The organism is Corynebacterium sp. HMSC078H07 (genome assembly GCF_001812805.1).
Taxonomy (GTDB): Bacteria; Actinomycetota; Actinomycetes; order Mycobacteriales; family Mycobacteriaceae; genus Corynebacterium.
In genome coordinates this window covers 1-17286 of sequence record NZ_KV810476.1, presented here as the reverse complement: position 1 = coordinate 17286, position 17286 = coordinate 1, and the positions used below count along the sequence as shown (strand labels likewise).

Below are 17286 nucleotides of genomic sequence, written 5' to 3'. Positions count from 1 at the left end.
CTTTAACTACCTTTCGAAGGGGCTTCGCTTCTGTGCTGTTGTGTGGTGCTAAACCGACTTAGTTCCGGGGTCCGAACCCGGGGTTCGGGGGAAAGCCGCCGTTGTTACCAGGGGTACCAGGATTGTTCGGGCGTTGCTGTCCCGGTTGACCGAACCCGGAGCCACCAGGCTGTCCTGGACCGCCTGGCTGATTCGGACGCTGTGGCTGGCCGAAGCCCTGTCCACCACCGAATCCTGGCCCTCCACCAAAGCCAGAGTGGCCGGGCTGATTCGGGCGGCCCGGCTGGCCGTGCTGCGGCGGGGTCTGCGGGGACGGTCCCGCAGGTTGCGAGGAACCAAAGCCACCGCGTTGCGGGGTATGTGGTTGACTGCCCTGGTGCGGAGCTCCTTGTGGTCCAGGCTGTGGGCCACCTTGCGGGCCCCACGGGCCCTGTGGAGCAGATGGTCCTGGCTGACCGGTGGGGCCAGACGGACCACCCGGTTGCTGAGGTGGGGTCTGCTGCCCTGCTGGCGGCGGGGACTGCTCCTTCTCAGCAGGGAACGCTACTTGGTCAAAGAGCGGCAGTGCCTGTCGGCTGATTTCCTTCGACATCTCGTCGTACTGGCTTGCTTGTGCCAGCGTATCGACGGTCAAGACGATCTCACCGGAGTCGCGGTCCTTCTGGTTACCAACAAAGAACCACTCATTCTGAATGGCCAGCGGCAGCACTGCGCGGTAACCGGACTTCTTGCCCTTGCCGGAAATTGTGCCGTCACGCTGAATCTCTACGTGCGCGGCAGTAAAGGGGCTCAGCCCCATCTTCACCTTGGCTTCATTGCGGCCCAGCTGAGCTGAGCGTGCCGAGGTCTCCACCGGTACTGCGCCCTGGAACTCATCCTTGCTCACGTCAAATGGACGGCCATTATCGGTGCGAACCAGGTTGGCCCCGTCGCGCTTGACCGGAATGGTCTTAACAAACATGCGTGGCTTTTCTGGAATACGACCAGAGAACCACTTCATGAAGTACAGGATGGCCAGCGGAATGAGCAGTGCAAGCAGAACTGCAAGAACAAATGCCAAGCCAAATGCGGACTTGCTCAAAGGAGCGCTCATGGAGCCCTGCAAGGTCAGCGGCAACTCCATCTGCTCGTTGTCTTCTGCTGACTGGAGATTAATTACCGGCTCCACGCGCAGCGGACCGTCAGCCATATTCTCCACGCTCAAAGTCACCGGAATGGTGGCTTTCTCGTCCTTGGACAGCTCCAGTGCAGAGTCCTCAGAGTTGTTCTTCGAGGACACAGCGATGGAGGACACTCCTCCAGGCAGCATGGCGTCTTCGGTATTCACTGTCTGGTCTGCAACCCACACCTTGCCCGGGCCGGTCACAGGGACGTCGACGGTAATTTCTTTCTCCGTCATCGTAATGGTCTGCGCCGAGCCAACAGTGGGCATGTTCACCGGAGTAATAGTCAGCGGGGTTTCGGCATTGATGGGATCCAGCTTGGAACCTGGACGATCCTTCGTGCCCTTCGTAGTGATGTCCACGCGAGTGACCAGCTGACCAGAGGCAGCGTTTTCTACTTGATCGAGCGGAATATCGACAGGCTGCCCATCAGTAATCGGGGCGTTGTCCACGAGAGTGACCGGGGAACCTTCCTCCGGTACGAACTCTGCGTGCAGCGTGCCCTCGCCCTCTAGCGTGCGGGCCTCACCTTTGCCGTCCACCAGTTGGCCCTTGAGTACCTGGTCGGAGTTAATTCCTCCTTCAACCTTGGTGCCATCCTCGCGCTTGAGGTCAAGGGTGAGACCGGGGACCATGACGACAGACGCAAGGTACTCGCCATCAGTGCCTTCAGCTACCTTGTAGCCGAAGGTCCATGCGCCAGCCCAGTCATCGCCATCCTTTTCCATAGCGATGTCCACCATGCCCGGTAGCTTATTGTTTTCGGTCACGGAGACCTTCGCGCCGGCCACCTTGGTGGTATCAGTGTGGAGCTCAACCACTTCACCATTGGGGCCGGTCAACGTGGGAATAAGGGTGCCTTCCTCCACCGAATTCTTCGGTACTGCAGACAGGCGCACTGGGGAGACGGAGTCATCCAGAACGAAGTCGAATTGGTCCTTCAGGTTTCCGTCTTTAGTCACACCACCCGAAGTTGGGATGAGATTTCGGAAGGCAGCGAACAGAGCCGCGGGGTCCTCACCAGCATCAAAGAACGCACCGTTCGGGGCACCTTGGCCACAGTCCTCACCTTCTGCCATGCGAGTCAGCTGGCTAATCTGGTCCTGCGCTTCGGCAGCGGGAACCAGGCCGACATTAAAAAGGCGAATGTTCGAGTTGCGGAAAGCAGTTACTGAAGAATTAACCTCACACAGCTTGTCTTGTGCGCCCTTCAGATCATGCGCTTCGGCATCGGTGTAGTACTTGCCATCGGTAAAGAACACGATGGCACGGCAATTGCTGCTCTCATGAGACGCGAATTCCTTGAGCGCACCCGAGTACGCAGCGCCGTAATTGGTTTCCAGATCAGAGACTCGGTCTTCCTTGCGAAACTTCTCCAGCTCGCTGTCCAGGGCATCTTCCTTACCGGAGACGTTGGTCCAGCCGCCGTATTCGGCAGGGTCACTGTAGTACTCAGAACCGAAACCAGCGAGCTTGACGTTGATGTCGGCGCCGTTATCCTCGCCGAGGTTAGCCAGCTGCTTCACAATGTCCGCCGTAGCATCCACGCGGAAAAAGTCAGCATCCGTAGGCGTTGAGCCTTCGTAACCAACGAGCGACGCCGATTGGTCCAGAACAAAAAGCAGGTCCGCGGATTTCTCGCTCGCGATACACGAGCCGAAGTCAGACAGGTTCTTTTGGGAGACTTCAGAAAGCTTGGACTCAGAACCGATACCTTCGCGGTGTTCCTCCGGAGCAGGCTTGTCCTCTGGGTGCTCGTCAGTTTTGTGGTCGCCGTTGTCCTCTGGGTGGTCTTCGGGTTTGTCGTCTGGATTCCCTTCCGGATTATCCGGCGCGGGTGCATCCGGAGCCGGAGGAGCCTCAGGAGCTGGTGCATCCGGAGCCGGCGGGGCATCTTGCGCTACGGCTCCCAAGCTACCGCCGAAACCGGCAATCATCGCTGCTGCGGACAAAGCTAGTGCACGAGTGAACTTCTTCATTAGGCGCCAACCGCCTTTCCTACATAGAAGGCGATTTCCACCGCAGCGACAATGACGAGAAGGAAACTACCGCCCATAATGACGCGGTAGAGCAAGGTTTGTGTGGTGTCCTCAATGTAGAAGGTCTCTGCTTGCCGCTGCGTGTTCTTCAAGGTGTACAGGCCCAAAAGAACAAAGGTAACGATGCCCGCCAGCAGCCATCCAAAGATCGCGAGGCCAAAGTACAGGCCCTGCGTCGGCGAAGCAACGAGGGGCGCCACGATAAGCAAAATCAGCGCAATAACTGCAGACACACCTGCTGCGATGAGCAGTGACCACGGGCCCTTCGTCGGCTCGCTCGGCGTTGCGACCTGGCGGCGGAAGTCCGGGGTTGGGGAGGACTGGCCAAAGCCATCCGACGAGCCCGGCGCGCCAAAGCCCGAACCGGAACCGGAACCAAAGCCGGAACTTGGGCCCGTGCCTGCGCTCTGCACTGAACTGGGGGTAGGGTTCGGGTTCTGCGTCGGATTGGGAACACCAAATCCGCCGGATCCACCGGGCGCACCGAACCCAGAGCCGGCGTTGTGTCCTGCGCCGGGGTTCGGCGTGGGCGCACCTTGTGGAGGGCGCCCGCCAAACTGTGGTGACGAACCTGGGGAACCAAATGTCATAGCGATACCTTCTCTATAACGGTGTTTGCCCCGACCGACCTCCCTCTCCTCCCTGCATAAGTGCGTAGAAGACAAAGAATCAGCCGGAGTGCTGAGAGCATTGAGATATAAGGTAGTCGCAGTCTCGGACACGTTCTTCTCGTGCTGACCTAAAAATTCGAACGCGCCCGAATTTCTTCGAGCGCTCAGCAAGCACAGCAGACAAGAAACGTGCAGGGAACACGACAACACTGCAAGCAAAAGAATGCCATAGTATGGCCACCTTTTCTGCCCAGTTCAGATAACTTTCTGACTAATAACCTCTTAATGGATCCCAAAAACAACCTGCTCATCTGCAGTTTTCGTTCGCGATGACACCACAGGGATTACTCCCCAGTAGTAGCGCTTGATCCACCCCATTTCTAGTTCCCCCATCTTCATGGAAAAATGCTGTGTCATGACAACTCAATCGGCAACCGCAACCACCAAATCCGGTGGCGAGAGCATCCGATTCATCCCGGTACATTCCACTCTGTACCCGTGGCTGGTCACGGTGTTCGTCGTCACGTTCCTCATCTCGAACATCAACGCCACGAAGGGCGTCCAGCTGGGCCCGCTCATTACTGACGGCGCCTTCTTCCTCTTCCCTCTCGCCTACATCGTGGGCGACGTCCTCTCCGAGTGCTATGGCTTCAAGTCCACCCGCCGCGCTGTCTACATTGGCTTCGCCATGGCTATCCTTGCCGCGCTCTCCTTCTACATCGCCATCTGGCTGCCTGCCGCGGACTTCTATGAAGGCCAGGAAGCTTTCGAAGCAACTCTCGGCCTGGTTCCGCAGATTCTTGCCGCCTCCTTGGTCGGCTACGTTGTGGGCCAGCTGCTCAATTCCTTCACCTTGGTGAAGATGAAGGCCCGCTCGGGCGAGAAGGGCCTCATCGCCCGCCTGGTCGCCTCCACCGTCGTCGGCGAGTTCGGCGATACCCTGCTGTTCTGCGCTATCGCCGCACCCGTCATCGGCATCGATTCCTTCAGCGGCTTCCTGAATTACGTCATCGTGGGCTTCTTGTGGAAGACCGCCTGCGAGGTCATCATGCTTCCGCTGACCACGCTGGTTATCTCCTGGGTCAAGCGCCGCGAGGACTACGTGCCTATCAATGAGGCCGAGACCTCTGCGGCAGCGCCATCTAAGTAGCAGCGACCTTCCCGAATTTTCACCCCCTTGGCACGCACTGTGCTGAGGGGTTCTATTTCTCCCTTCCTTTCACCAATCATGCGTAATACGATGCATTCACAATGACTAGGAGGACTTATGGCAGAATCTGAAGGCCACACGCCATCCGAATTTGCCCGTGCAGCGCTTTTGGAACGGGTCGAAGACTACTACGACCTTCAGGAACTGCGCGCAGCAATGGCAGAGGATTCCGGCGAGCGGTTTAGCCTCGATGAGGTCTTAAAGGACATTTACGATGCATAAGCATCTACGAACGTCCCTCCTCCCTTTCCTTGGCCTGACCACGGCCTTAATCCTTGTGGCGTGCTCGGGCGCCGAGGAAGTCACCACGTCGTCTGAAACGACGAGCGGCGCGGCCGCGTCGGAGTCGATGATGGTGAGCAGTGAGACGTCGCCAAGCGCAGCGCCCACCCCACCCCCGCTCAACGAGGGCCCAGAACCCGCCCTGACCGGCACGTTTGAGATGGACGGCCCAGCTACCATCACGGGCGCTACCTACGATTCAATGCCTTTCGTCCTGCCCCTCAACCCCGCCGGACCACAGGAGACCATGGTGCGCTGGGTTCAAGACTGGGGTGAGTCACCCGCCACGGCAGAACAGGGCACCACCTACGTGTTGGGCCATGCCTGGGGCCAGCAGAAACTGGTATTCAACCCTTTCTCTGAGGTGGTCACGGCCAACGTGGACCTCGCTACTCCCACGACGGTAGAGGGCCTCGACGGCGTGGAAGTGCAGCGCTTTGCGACGTCCACCCTCAACGGCTCCCACATCCGCATGACCTCCGAGGGCGGTGCGGGCCGCGAGTGGATCGTGGATAACGCCTTCCTCATCCCCAAGAATCAGCTAGGCAGCGACGCGGACCTCATGAACACCGACGCGCCCGGGCGCATCGTGCTTATCGCCTGTGCGGTAGACGGTGCCTCGGACTTGGAGTACAACGTCATCGTCACCGGTCACTTGGCGTAATAGCGCCCCATAAACTCATCGCGATAAGCCTCGTAATAGCCGCCATCGATGGACTCCCGGATGTTATCCACCAGGCGAATCATGAACTCCAGGTTGTGGATCGTGCACAGCGTGCCGGCCAGGAATTCCTTGGCTTTGAGCAGGTGGTGGATGTAGGCGCGGGAGTAGTTCTGCGAGACGTATCCACCGAATTCCTCATCCACGCCAGCAAAATCCCGTTTGAAACGCGCATTGGTGAGGTTGAGACGTCCGTCGAGGGTGTACACACCACCGCGGCGCGCCAGGCGGGTCGGTGCCACGCAGTCAAAAGTATCGGCACCAGCCTCAACGGCGGTAAAAATATCATCCGGTTCAGAGATACCCAGCAGGTGCCGGGGCTTATCGACGGGCAACTCATCGCATACCCAGCCCACAATCGTGCCCAGGTTCTCCTTCTCCAATGCGCCACCGATGCCGAAGCCACCGAAGCCTCGACGGCCATTTGCCTCGGCTCGATCAGAGAGCTCCACCAACCCGCGCGCGGCCTGGCGGCGCAGGTCCTCATACTGCGCGCCCTGGACCACGCCCCACAGGGACTGGCGCGGCTTCTGTGGGCCGCGGGCAAGCGTCAGGCGGTCGTGCTCATCGAGGCAGCGCTGCGCCCAGCGGCGTGTGCGCTCCACAGATTCCTCCTGGTAGGTGCGGGTATCCACGAGCGTGGTGAGCTCGTCGAAAGCAAACATAATGTCCGCGCCCAGGCCATGCTGGATTTGCATGGAGACCTCCGGGGTGAAGCGATGCGTGGAACCATCGATGAAGGATTTAAAGTCCACGCCGTCCTCATCCACCTGCGCCATGCGCTCTTTCTTGGCCGCACGGATATCGGACTCCGTCAAGTCCGCCACGTCCATGGCGAGGACCTTCTTGAAACCCACGCCGAGCGACATGACCTGGAATCCGCCCGAGTCGGTGTACGTCGGCCCATGCCAATTCTCGAAGGTAGCCACGCCACCGGCCTCATCCACGATGTCGTGGCCCGGCTGCAGGTAGAGGTGATAAGCGTTGGACAAGATGGCCTGCGCGCCGGTGGCCCGGATCTGTTCCGGGGTCAGCGTCTTTACCGTGGCCTTGGTGGCCACCGGGATGAAGGCCGGGGTTTGGATATCTCCATGCGGCGTATGGATAACGCCGGTGCGGCCGTGCTTTCCCGGTTGTGCTGGACCACTTAGGTCCAGCTCCTTCTTCACATCGAAGGACAGGTCGGTCTCAAGCTGCGGCTTAGGGTGGGTCATAGGGAACTATTCTACGGGCTGCGCTGCCTTATCCTCTGCCTCACGAGACGCTGCCGCGTGTTTGCGCTCCCATTCTTCCTCGAGTGCGGTGCCCTCGATATCCAGCTGTGGGATCAGCTTGTCCAGCCACTTCGGCATCCACCAGGTGGTGTGCCCCATGAGGAACATGGTGGCGGGAACGAGGGACATGCGGACTAGGAAGGCGTCGAAAAGCACGCCCGCCGCCAGCGCGAAGCCGAAGATCTGGATGAAGGGCAGCGGCTGGCTGATAAAGGCCACGAAAACGGAAATCATGATGATGGCCGCGGCGGTGACCACGCGGGCACCGGCGGTAAAGCCAGCGATAGTCGCCTCATCGTTGGCGTTGTACTTGCTGTACTTGCCACCGCTGCCCTGCGGGAAGCGGGAGAAGTGCTCGCGCATGCGGGTGACCAGGAAGACCTGATAGTCCATGGCTAGGCCGAAGGTCACGCCGATGAGGAAGATGGGCATGAAGGAAATCAGCGGGCCCGGCGCGGGCACCAGTCCGGTGAAGCCGTCCTGCCACACCAGCACGGTCAGACCGAAGGCACCGCCGACGGAGAGCAGGAAGCCTAAGCCGGCCACCAGCGGGACCAAGATGGAGCGGAATACCGCCAGCAGCAGGAAGATGGCCAGGCCCACCACGATGGCAAGGTATGGCCCCATGGCTTCTTCGAGGCGCTCGGTGATGTCGAGCTGCACCGCGGTCAGGCCCGTCATGCCGATCTCGGCACCGGTGGCATCCTCCAGCTCCGCACCGGCAGTACGCAGGGCGGAGGCGGTGCCAACCGTGGCATCATCCGTCGGCGCCGTGGTAGGGCTGACCATGATCTGCGCGGACTTCATGTCTTTGCTCACCCCCACCAGCTGGGCGTGCTTGACACCGCCCACTTGATTCAGGCGCTGCACGGAATAGATGAAGGAAGAAAGGGCCGCCTTCTTCTGCTCGTCCTCTTCACCCTCCTGGCCCTGGATATAGGGCTGCAAGGCTGCAGAGTCCGGGTTGGCGTTAGCGCCATCCACGATCACCAGGAAGGGGCCGTTGATGCCGGGGCCAAAGCCTTCGGACAGAAGATCCGCCGCCTTGCGCTGGGTGGTATCCGGGTTGGAGGTGGTATCCGCCGGAAGCGCCAGCTCCATGTGCAGAACCGGAGCGGTCAAAGCACCGAGGCCGAGCACCACCAGGGCCATGACCACGCCAGGGACACGCTGCACCGTGCGCACCCAACGGTTGCCCATCGTTGGCTTCGTGCGGCGCGGGCGGCGCTTCGTGGGGTTGCCGGCCACGCCAGGGATGCGCCCAGCGAAGGCCTTATCGCCGAGCAGGCCCAGCATCGCGGGCACCAAGGTCAGCGCCACGAGCACAGCCATGAAGACCGTGCCCGCAGCGGCCAGCCCCATGGCAGTGAGGAAGCTGATGCGCGCCACGAGCAAAGCAAAGAGCGCGATGAAGACCGTCGCGCCGGCAAAGACCACGGAGGAACCCGCCGTACCGACGGCCATGCCGGCGGCGTCTGGTCCGTCCATGCGGGAGCGCTCCTGCCGGTAGCGCGACATGATGAACAGCGCATAATCGATGCCCACGGCCAGGCCAATCATGACGGCCAGCACCGGGGTGAGGTTGTTGAGCTCAATCCAGTGGGTAGCGATCATGACACCCATCGCGCCCAGGCCCACGCCCACGACCGCGGAGATAAGTGGCATGCCCGCGGAGGCCAAGGAACCGAAGGTAATAATGAGGACGATAAACGCTACAGCTAGGCCGATGACCTCAGAAATCGAGTTGACCTGGATTTCATCACCGAAGCCCGCGCCGCCGGCCTCTACTTCCAGACCTGCCGCACGGCCGATATCCATGGCCTCATGCACCACATCTTTATCCGCGGGGTCTACCGAGTAGGGGCTTTCCGCGTCAAAGTCGAAGGTGGTGTAAGCAATCGTCTCATCGGCATTGACCATGGCCAGGTTATCGGCATCCGCCCGCGCGGTCTCCTCCGGCAATCCCATGGAAGTGAATTGCTCGATGACCTGCTGCTGCAGTGCCGGCGATACCTCAAGCGGATTACCCCAACGCTGTTGGCTTCCCTCCGGTATGTCCAGGCCCTCTGCAATGTGGCGCACCACGTCCCCGACTGCCGCTTCATTCTGCGGGTCACTGAGCTTCTGCCCTTCCGGGGCCTTGAAGACGAGGTTGACCGACGGCGCATTGGCCGGGTTACCGTTTTCCGGGAAGAGCTCCACCGCGCGGCGGGTGGCGTCAATAGCGGGCGTACCACTGATGGAGTACTCCGTGGTCATCGGCTTCATCAAGCTCAAGGTCGCTCCGCCCGCGGCCGCCACGATGAAGATCCAGGCGATGATGACCTTCCATCGATTGATGTAAGACCAGCGGCCTAGGTGGTAGAGCAGCTTTGCCACGGAATTTCCCCTTCACATGCGCGATTAATAGTCACGGCAGCTTTGGTGGTGGACACGAATGTGCACCAGTTTAAACTGTAGTGTCACAAGTTTTGCCCCTAGGCTTTTGCCCTGATTTCTATTATTGCCTGTGGCAGGTTCTGCTTCCAAAATTCGGTTTCAACCTCGGACGGGGTTCGAGTTCCCTAGGGGACATCCTCCAATACTTTCGTGACAATCTGGCGCCACCTTGAGCGTCGCATGGCGGGAACACATTCGCAGGGAAATAGTGGAACGCATCCAGGGCCTATGACCTGCGCACAATAACAAGTCTAATGATCTGCCAACGGCGCATGCTTGAGGAGACGTACATCGTAGCGGGTCAGTTTCGAATACTGAGCAACTGCGCTACATTCTCGTTGCTGTTTCGAAAGGTTCCGATTACTACGACCAGGTGAGCCCGAACGCCGCTACGACGTCACTTTTGCTCCGGGGAAGTTTCCTGAAGTCTTTGGCGGTAATAATCGCGATCGGCTTCTTGCATGCGGGCAAATTCCATGAGCAGCCCCGGCCAGGTGGGAAATGAATCTACAAGGTTTTCCGAGAAATTTAACAACGGCGAAAAGGCGATTTCGCCCCATCTGACGCCTATACCTACTCTTTCCGAGTAATCTGTACTGCTTAGGGGACCGACAGTCCATTGGCTTCCTGATGCAGCATTCATCCATGTTCCGGTTACGGCTAGGATGCGAGAGACGGTGTCTTCATAAGTGTGTTTAGACCTTAAAATGTCAAACACGATTTCGAAGGGAAACTCTTTTACGCCATTGGTAACTTGCTCCCGTTGGGAAGGTGTCAGTTCTGAGAGCGTTGTGGGGACTGCTATTGAAAGGAAGTCCTCCAGCCGGTTCCCGAATTGCTGTTGGTATCCGTCAAGCCACATGGTGTCCTTCTAGGTTATATAGAGCGGATGATCCAGGCTCCCGACCCGTTGTTTAAAGCTCTGTCGAAAGAGCAGGTTGCGGAACTAGCCCAGTACCCAGTGTTTTGTTGCGCTCTCAGGAAATCAAGTCGATTCCAGCACTCACTTTCAACAAGAAAGATTTGGCTATTGTGCCCTGAGATTTCAAGATTTGGCTCTACAGGGTGGAGCAGAGACATCGTCGTAGCGAAAAAGGCGAGAAGTGCTAATCCGAGGGATTTTACGAGCGTGGAATTCTTACTGTCTTCAGTAGATTTTAGCATGTGACTACACCATCGATGCGACCGATGTAAGGGGAGATATTTGTACAGGTTCCGGCTACCACGAGCTTGCACACTGAGTCTGTGGTACAGAATGCAGGGACGAAATATTTTTGTGCGGTGGTCATTTTCGGCTCCCCTTTCAGTTAGCGACACAATGTGTGATCGGTGACATATGCGAGTGTGACATACATTGTATATGGGCGCCGGTGTGCATCTTTGAATCCAGCAATCATTGCAAAAGTTTTATTCTCGGCCGTGTCCCGCCTTCCGTTTCAGCGCTGTTAGAGCTTTTCTCCTGCTGGCTCTCTACGCAGTGAAAGAAACCGAAGAACAAAGCACATGGTCACAAGGAAAGTGGCGCCGTCGATAAGCAATACCGTGTTGAAGCCCAAGGTGAGCACTGCCGCTGTACCGATGAGGGGGCCAGCGATAAACAGCACATCACCGAGCATCGACAGGGTCCCATTGACGCGGGTGCGCTGCTCATCGGAAAACAACTGCGACAAGAGGCTAAACCTTGCTGGCCCAAAAAATGACGAGGCACAACCGTACACGCAGCTTGAGAGCGCGAACGCAGCAATGAAATCGCCGCGAGCAACCACCCACGCTACAAGTCCCCACCGTGCCAACATCCGAACGACATCACTACCCAGCATCCAGGTCACTGGCCATTGAGGTGGCGGCAGCTTTCGGACCACCAAAGAACTAACGAAACGGCCCGCCCACAGTGCAATAAGCACCGCCGTCAAGCCGCGGCCCGACGGATCTACTCGGTGCGCCTGAAGCGCAAAAGCAATCGGGATGAGGCCGTCACCCAACCCGGAAACGACAGCGGCTGCAAGGCCGAGCGAGAACGTAGCCTTGAAAAAGGCTATTCATTAGAATCGATATCTTATAGTGTTATGAATCATAGTATTCCACTATAGAGCGACAGGACACGCGCACCCCCCTGTCCAGTCAAAGTTTTAACCGCTGAAGTGCTCTAGGAGACCCCATGTCTACTTTCGTCATCATCGCCGTCGCGGCCATCCTTATCATTGCCATCCCAGCAGGCATGATGAGCCGGCGGATTCACAAGCGCACTGAAGACCACGACCCCGAGGCGCGCCAAGCCGCGCTGGATTTCCAAAGAGATGTTGATAGAGGGCGGGCTGGCTTCTAAAACATAAAAAGTCCGGCACCCCAGAGCTAGGAACTGGAGTGCCGGATATGGCGGTGGCATCGGTGTCTGCGTTGACGACATATTTGACGCGCTAGCAGTCTTGATGCTCAGCTGGTGAGTTGATACTAGCTTGGAAAGCTCGCTTCAGACCGAGTTTTATGACCGTAGGAAGTGGCCAACCCGTGATGAGGCCAGGAAGGCTGTGGCTCGCTGGATTGAGATTGTCTACAACCTGCGCCGCCGGCATTCGTCCATCGGGATGATCGGCCCTGTCGGTTTCGAGACCCGGATCGCTAAGCAAAATGCTAAAAAGAAATCCGCTGCTTAACCACGTGTCCACGATTTGCGGGCAACCCCAGGCAAGGTAGTCTAACAGGTAGGTAACCAATATGTTAGCGTCGATAGCTTTTCTAAATCGCCTCCCGGTATTCCCAATTATGCTCGAGGAGACTCAATACAGTTTGGGTAAGCGGTAGGCCCCAAGACGGCATGGCCGTTAGGAAATAAAGAAGGAACTGCCGGAAATCGCAGATACCATAGAATTTACAATCTGCCGAACAGCCTTGATCGCATATTCATTGGACGGCGCAAAGTGGTTTCTTCCCAGCTCTCGCACACGCGCGTTGACGTCACGAAAAGTAATACCATCGAGCTCTTTGTAAAATTCTACCTTAATGTTTCCAACTTCACCTAGGATTATCAGAGTCAGGGCTTCCTGTGTAGTCGCCTCCGTTCTTCCTTTAAGGATTTCGGCGAGACGCCGACGGAGGGATTCTTCGGGCCGCTTATCAACGGTCGGAAATTTTTCCCAGCTAATCCCCAGAAACTTATTGCTGTCAATTGTAACTACACCCTGATTAGCGAGCGAATACGCGATTTCATTCTTCTGGGCGAACCAAGGAGCACGTAGAAGCTTTTCCAATGTGATACCGGGGTTCTCTATCAGAGATTGGTATCCGGAGACAATCAACTCTGGATCGGCATCAACACTCGGAGGCATCTTGAGTGCTTTGATGGTGGAGTTCTGAACTTTATTAGATTCTTCTATCTCGATAAATCCGGCTAAGACAAGATCACTAAATAGGCCAGCAGATAGAGCAATGTCCTGGTGAGAAATCCCGGCATTGGCCCAACCATTGTCGCGGGTAAGAAGGAGGAAAAGTTTTTCTACGACGAGCATAGCTGACATCCTTATCTAGGGATATATTGAGGAAGAGCGGATAGTAGCTAGCCCCAACTATTGTTTATCTGAGGCTTTATACAAGGAGACATGCCGAAGCGAGTTGACAGTGAACGGTGAACTCTCCCAGTCACCGAAACGGGCAACAACGTTAAGCCCCTGGGACAGTGCCATCATGTCCATTTCTGTAGGAAACACATAGCGGATAATTTCCTTGGCATATTCGTAACCGCTTTCTGGTCCGATGGTTACATGGTCCACGACAAGGAGCTGACGGATGCGGTCAACGACCGTTGTGTTGATCTGAAGGCGGCCGTCAGCCAGCGGAAGCGTTTCGGTTTTCGGTCCTTGCTGTGCATGGAATTCTGCGGGGTCGAAGCCTTCAAGGACGATCGTCCCACCTGGTTTCAACTGTTCCTTCATTAGCTTCATGACGTTTAGCTGGGCAGAGGGGGTAGTCGCGGCAAACAGAGTAGACAACGGAATAGCCACAACGTCGAACTTGCGTCCAGTTGATCTGGTGATGAAATCAAGTTTTTCGGTGGTGATAGTCGTCTCTGGATACTTTTCGTGAAATTTGTCTAGCATCGCCTGGGACGCATCGACCCCATGGACCGTGACACCGTGTGATGCAGTGTGAATTGCGATGCGCCCAGTACCAATACCCAGCTCTAAAACCGAGCCTTTCGGGCCAGCCAGATTGGCCAGGAATTTACCCGCAGCGTGGGCATCTGGGGTATCTGGGTACATCAAGTCGTAGACACCGGCGAGACCTTCGCCGTAGGTTTCTGTGTTGTAATCGCTGAGCATGCAGTTTCCTTCGAATATCAAATGACGGTGTGTAGTTAAAACGTGGCTTGGATCGGGTTAGTGTGGATCACGAACTGCGTTGAAAGCAAGGTTGTAGGGGTCAATGCCAGCGGCTCGGAATCTATCGATGAGCACCTCCGTGATGTCGCTTTGTGGCTGAAGGGCATAGCGAACAGCTGCTTCGGCGAGTGCATGAGAACGATGCTCTCCGAAGCTCACTGAACGCATATTGGAGCGAGGGTCGTTAGGCTCGTCGGCCAGCGCCACTCCAGGCCCTATCCGATAGGCGAAGGAAGAAGTAGAGCTTTCAAGTAGTCCCGAGCCTAAGAGGCGTTCCAAGAAAAGTTCGGCGACTTTCTCAGCCGTGTTGACCGGAAGGTAGAACACAATTGCATCACGCCGCGGGTATTCTTGTCGTTGAGAGAGAGCTTTGGTGCGGTACGGTATATCTAGATTGTTTAGTATCGGCAGAACTTCTTTCCATACGTAGGCCGCCCTGTCTGGGGAGGCGATGTGAAGGTAAACACGCCGAATTGGCTCGCCATTCAGCTGACTGAGCGGACGCGGCCCATCGATCATACAGAAGCCCTGCGAAAGTGCTGGTCGAGCTGAAGGTACACGCACTTCCACCGGAAAGCCGGGTTCTATGGGAGAAGACAGGATCCTGTCACAGGGGATTGCAATCCGGACTCCGTCGAATTCGACAACTGCGATCGTACGATTAGTAAGCCATTTGATGAATACGCCAGATGCTTCCGTTACTTTATGGGGAACGGTGGACCTTAAGTGCCGCTCTATGTACGGGTCACGTGTCAGCCGAGGGCTATCGGACACATTGTTTTTGTTCGAAAAGATACTTCCAGAGTGGAACTTCGCATATAAGGCATAGGTCAGCTGATGGATCAAGGAGCGGGTGGAGTCAGCCTCAACGGGGGATTCTCCAGGAAGCGTGGCATGATAGATACTGCTTTCCGGGTCTATGGCAACCTGAATACTCCGACAAATGGACAGGGCCTCGTCAGATATCTTCGCTCTGCCCGGGCTGGCGCTGCTGTCTGTAAGTATGGAAACGGTTTCATGTGTCATGGTGGTTAGTTTTCCTCCGTATCAGTCTTGACGCGACTGTCTCGGTATATAGCGGGCGCTAAGTGCGGTTCATAGTGATCCAGTGAGGCCTAGATTTTTTGCAGCTTCAGCCGGATTAAGGAGGATATTTCGGCCGATGCCTGCAGCAGCCCAAGAGAGCGCTGAAACGCGTGGGGCAAGTTCTGATGCAGCAAGCAGCCGGTCATAGAGATGCCACCCTGCAAATGCTGCAGTAATCGTAGCCAGTTCTTGGGTGTTCTGAATGGTCGTGTTCTGCCCCAAATAACTATTCCACAGTGCAGATATGTTTGGCATCACTCTATTGAGCGCTTCCTGCCCACGGGCTACGATTTCCTCGTGAGTAAGTTCCTCATCGTATACGGGTTGGGGAACGTGTTCTACATTATGAGACACTGCAGTTTCACCTAGTAGTGAGCTGAACGCGATATGCAACCATTCCCCGATCAAGCCACCGAGGTCGCGGCCGGGATGCCCCAGACGGAATTCTTCCCAATCAATTAGCCATAGATCTTCGTCGTCATCAAACAGAAACTGATCAAATCGGAGATCGCCATGAATAGGGACCTTCACATCTGTGTTCTCCATCTCTCTGAGGGATACAACTGCGTGGTACAGTTCCTTGTCTTTCTGAAGCCTCCCCCACACTTGAAGGGACGCAGCTGAGAAGGACTCGAAAGATGACCAAGGTAGCTGCTCAAAGTGGCTGATCGGGGGAAGGGGGCTTGGCTCCTCATTAAGATCATCCGCATTAGTCAGTGACTCGTGCACCTGTCGTAATCCTGCACCAATATTGTCCATCAGGCGGAGCACCTGCTCATCGTCCTGAGTGTTCTCATGAAGGATTGTTGCCAAGTTGTCGGCTTTCGGAACGCCTTCGAAGATCAAGATCTTCCCATTCGTAGAAGAATCAATCAGTCGTGGCGTGCGAAAAGAACCTTGCCCCGCACTGCCTAGATCTTGCAAAATAAGATTAGCTGCCTGCATCGACGCCTTGAATTGGTCGTTGCCGATGACACGTTTGGCGAAACAGGTACCGAAATCTGTAGTAGTGAAGGTGCAGCTCAAATTGCGCCCTCGCTTTACGGATAGAGATTCCCGATTGATAATACCCACATTATGTTCCGCCAGCACTTCGTCGATAGCATCCGCTAAGTCAGACAATGTCGATTCATGAGGATTTGTACCAATGACGTCTATAGGCATAAAGTATACTTCCAAGGATTCGTTTAGTCGTATTTTTCACAGTAGCGTTGACAGTTTTATAAAACAATTAGCCCTAATGGAGCAATAATTGAACTAAGCTTGTCTCTCGCCCGAGGGGTTGGGAGACAAGCTTAGGACTACGTTCTTTTAGTGAACTCCGATTGCGATATAGCGGAGTATGCTTAGCAACCGGTGTCGATAGTTGCGGTCACAGTCATGCTAATGGTAGTAATGCATGCCTGCGAAGAGGTGGTGACTGTGGCAGTCGGTGAGATTGCCGGGCATCCTCGGAAACTGCGGTGGAGACTGCGGACGGGGTTGTGTAGTTGGCATAGCCACTGATTAGCGCCTGAGTGGTCACTGCGTATACTTCCTTTCGGATTAGTAAAACAAGAGTGTTACAAAATGCTCCACCGCCGGAGCAGAAGTTTTCTGCTGAGTTGGTCTTGGTGGTGCGGTACTTACTATAACCTAAAAGATGTAAACTGGCACCGTTTTTTCAGAAGACTGAAATGGTAGCGGTGTGGTGAGTATCTGGTAGCGCCTGAGTGAGTATCCGGTAGCGGTGTCTCACTCAGGCGTTGTTGGTGGTCAGGCGCATGTTTGGTCCTTCGAGTGTGATGATCTCGGCGCCGGAGACGAGTCGGTTGAGGATTGACTCGGAGATCACGGCGTCGGGGATGGACTTGTACCACTCTTGCGGGGTGAATTGTTAGGTCACAATCGTTGACACTTTGCCTTCACGCCCGGCGAGGATGTTGAGAATTTGGTGCGCGGTTGCGGCATCAATAGGTGTGGTGAGGAAGTCATCTAGGACCAGGACGTCGACGTCGTGAAGGTGTTGGATGAACTTCAGCCGTATGGGGTCATCGGGTTGCATGACTGCTAGTTCGGCGGCGAGCATGTCGGTGCGGTAGAACC

General features: G+C 56.3%; 16 protein-coding genes. 5 read left to right on the top strand and 11 right to left on the bottom strand.

What is annotated here, in order from left to right; all coding sequences use genetic code 11:
• Positions 1-58 precede the first annotated feature (58 nt).
• Positions 59-3142 carry a VWA domain-containing protein gene (locus tag HMPREF2875_RS06555; RefSeq protein WP_070671421.1) on the bottom strand — a complete coding sequence of 1028 codons (3084 nt, stop codon included), beginning with the start codon at positions 3140-3142 and terminating at the stop codon, positions 59-61.
• Positions 3142-3792, bottom strand: a complete 651-nt coding sequence (locus HMPREF2875_RS13955; protein ID WP_246817051.1) for a hypothetical protein — start codon at positions 3790-3792, stop codon at positions 3142-3144. Before HMPREF2875_RS13955 ends, HMPREF2875_RS06555 begins: the two co-directional genes overlap by 1 nt.
• 436 nt (positions 3793-4228) lie before the next feature.
• Here HMPREF2875_RS13955 and HMPREF2875_RS06545 point away from each other — a divergent pair, with 436 nt between their 5' ends.
• The 3 genes from HMPREF2875_RS06545 to HMPREF2875_RS06535 all read left to right on the top strand — a co-directional run bounded on the left by HMPREF2875_RS06545 (position 4229) and on the right by HMPREF2875_RS06535 (position 5969).
• Complete coding sequence (locus HMPREF2875_RS06545) at positions 4229-4963, top strand: queuosine precursor transporter (protein ID WP_070671419.1); 735 nt, start codon at positions 4229-4231, stop codon at positions 4961-4963.
• Between the two features lie 117 nt (positions 4964-5080).
• Positions 5081-5245 (top strand): DUF6290 family protein, encoded by a 165-nt coding sequence (locus HMPREF2875_RS13710; protein WP_168165572.1) that lies wholly within the window; start codon positions 5081-5083, stop codon positions 5243-5245.
• Positions 5238-5969 (top strand): sortase family protein, encoded by a 732-nt coding sequence (locus HMPREF2875_RS06535; protein ID WP_070671417.1) that lies wholly within the window; start codon positions 5238-5240, stop codon positions 5967-5969. Before HMPREF2875_RS13710 ends, HMPREF2875_RS06535 begins: the two co-directional genes overlap by 8 nt.
• Here the strand turns inward: HMPREF2875_RS06535 and tgt are convergent.
• The 4 genes from tgt to HMPREF2875_RS14145 form a co-directional block, all read right to left on the bottom strand.
• Entirely contained in the window at positions 5957-7240 is a 1284-nt protein-coding gene (gene tgt, locus HMPREF2875_RS06530; RefSeq protein ID WP_070671415.1) for a tRNA guanosine(34) transglycosylase Tgt, read from the bottom strand. The genes HMPREF2875_RS06535 and tgt overlap by 13 nt on opposite strands.
• A 6-nt stretch (positions 7241-7246) precedes the next feature.
• Entirely contained in the window at positions 7247-9679 is a 2433-nt protein-coding gene (locus tag HMPREF2875_RS06525) for an MMPL family transporter (protein WP_070671413.1), read from the bottom strand.
• A 457-nt stretch (positions 9680-10136) separates the two neighbouring features.
• Positions 10137-10601: a hypothetical protein gene (locus HMPREF2875_RS06520; protein WP_070671411.1), complete on the bottom strand. Its 465-nt coding sequence runs from the start codon at positions 10599-10601 to the stop codon at positions 10137-10139.
• Positions 10602-11184: 583 nt separating this feature from the next.
• Positions 11185-11535 carry an MFS transporter gene (locus HMPREF2875_RS14145; protein WP_371327559.1) on the bottom strand — a complete coding sequence of 117 codons (351 nt, stop codon included), beginning with the start codon at positions 11533-11535 and terminating at the stop codon, positions 11185-11187.
• 362 nt (positions 11536-11897) lie between these two features.
• Between HMPREF2875_RS14145 and HMPREF2875_RS13705 the strand changes: the two genes are divergently transcribed.
• Complete coding sequence (locus HMPREF2875_RS13705) at positions 11898-12065, top strand: hypothetical protein (protein WP_168165571.1); 168 nt, start codon at positions 11898-11900, stop codon at positions 12063-12065.
• A gap of 130 nt (positions 12066-12195) precedes the next feature.
• The gene (locus HMPREF2875_RS06510; RefSeq protein WP_070671406.1) at positions 12196-12393 is read left to right on the top strand and encodes an integrase core domain-containing protein; all 198 of its coding nucleotides are present in this window, start codon (positions 12196-12198) and stop codon (positions 12391-12393) included.
• A 168-nt stretch (positions 12394-12561) separates the two neighbouring features.
• On the opposite strand, the gene HMPREF2875_RS06505 is transcribed toward HMPREF2875_RS06510, so the two are convergent.
• The 5 genes from HMPREF2875_RS06505 to HMPREF2875_RS13950 all read right to left on the bottom strand — a co-directional run.
• Positions 12562-13245: a GOLPH3/VPS74 family protein gene (locus tag HMPREF2875_RS06505; RefSeq protein WP_070671405.1), complete on the bottom strand. Its 684-nt coding sequence runs from the start codon at positions 13243-13245 to the stop codon at positions 12562-12564.
• A gap of 57 nt (positions 13246-13302) precedes the next feature.
• Positions 13303-14055, bottom strand: a complete 753-nt coding sequence (locus tag HMPREF2875_RS06500; protein WP_070671403.1) for a class I SAM-dependent methyltransferase — start codon at positions 14053-14055, stop codon at positions 13303-13305.
• 57 nt (positions 14056-14112) lie between these two features.
• Positions 14113-15141, bottom strand: a complete 1029-nt coding sequence (locus tag HMPREF2875_RS13485) for a T3SS effector HopA1 family protein (RefSeq protein WP_141754588.1) — start codon at positions 15139-15141, stop codon at positions 14113-14115.
• A 69-nt stretch (positions 15142-15210) separates the two neighbouring features.
• A complete protein-coding gene (lxmK, locus tag HMPREF2875_RS06490; RefSeq protein WP_070671401.1) occupies positions 15211-16365 on the bottom strand; it encodes a class V lanthionine synthetase subunit LxmK in 1155 nt (384 codons plus the stop codon).
• A 712-nt stretch (positions 16366-17077) separates the two neighbouring features.
• Positions 17078-17286: ATP-binding protein (locus HMPREF2875_RS13950; RefSeq protein WP_246817050.1), on the bottom strand; the 209-nt coding region annotated here is incomplete at its 5' end.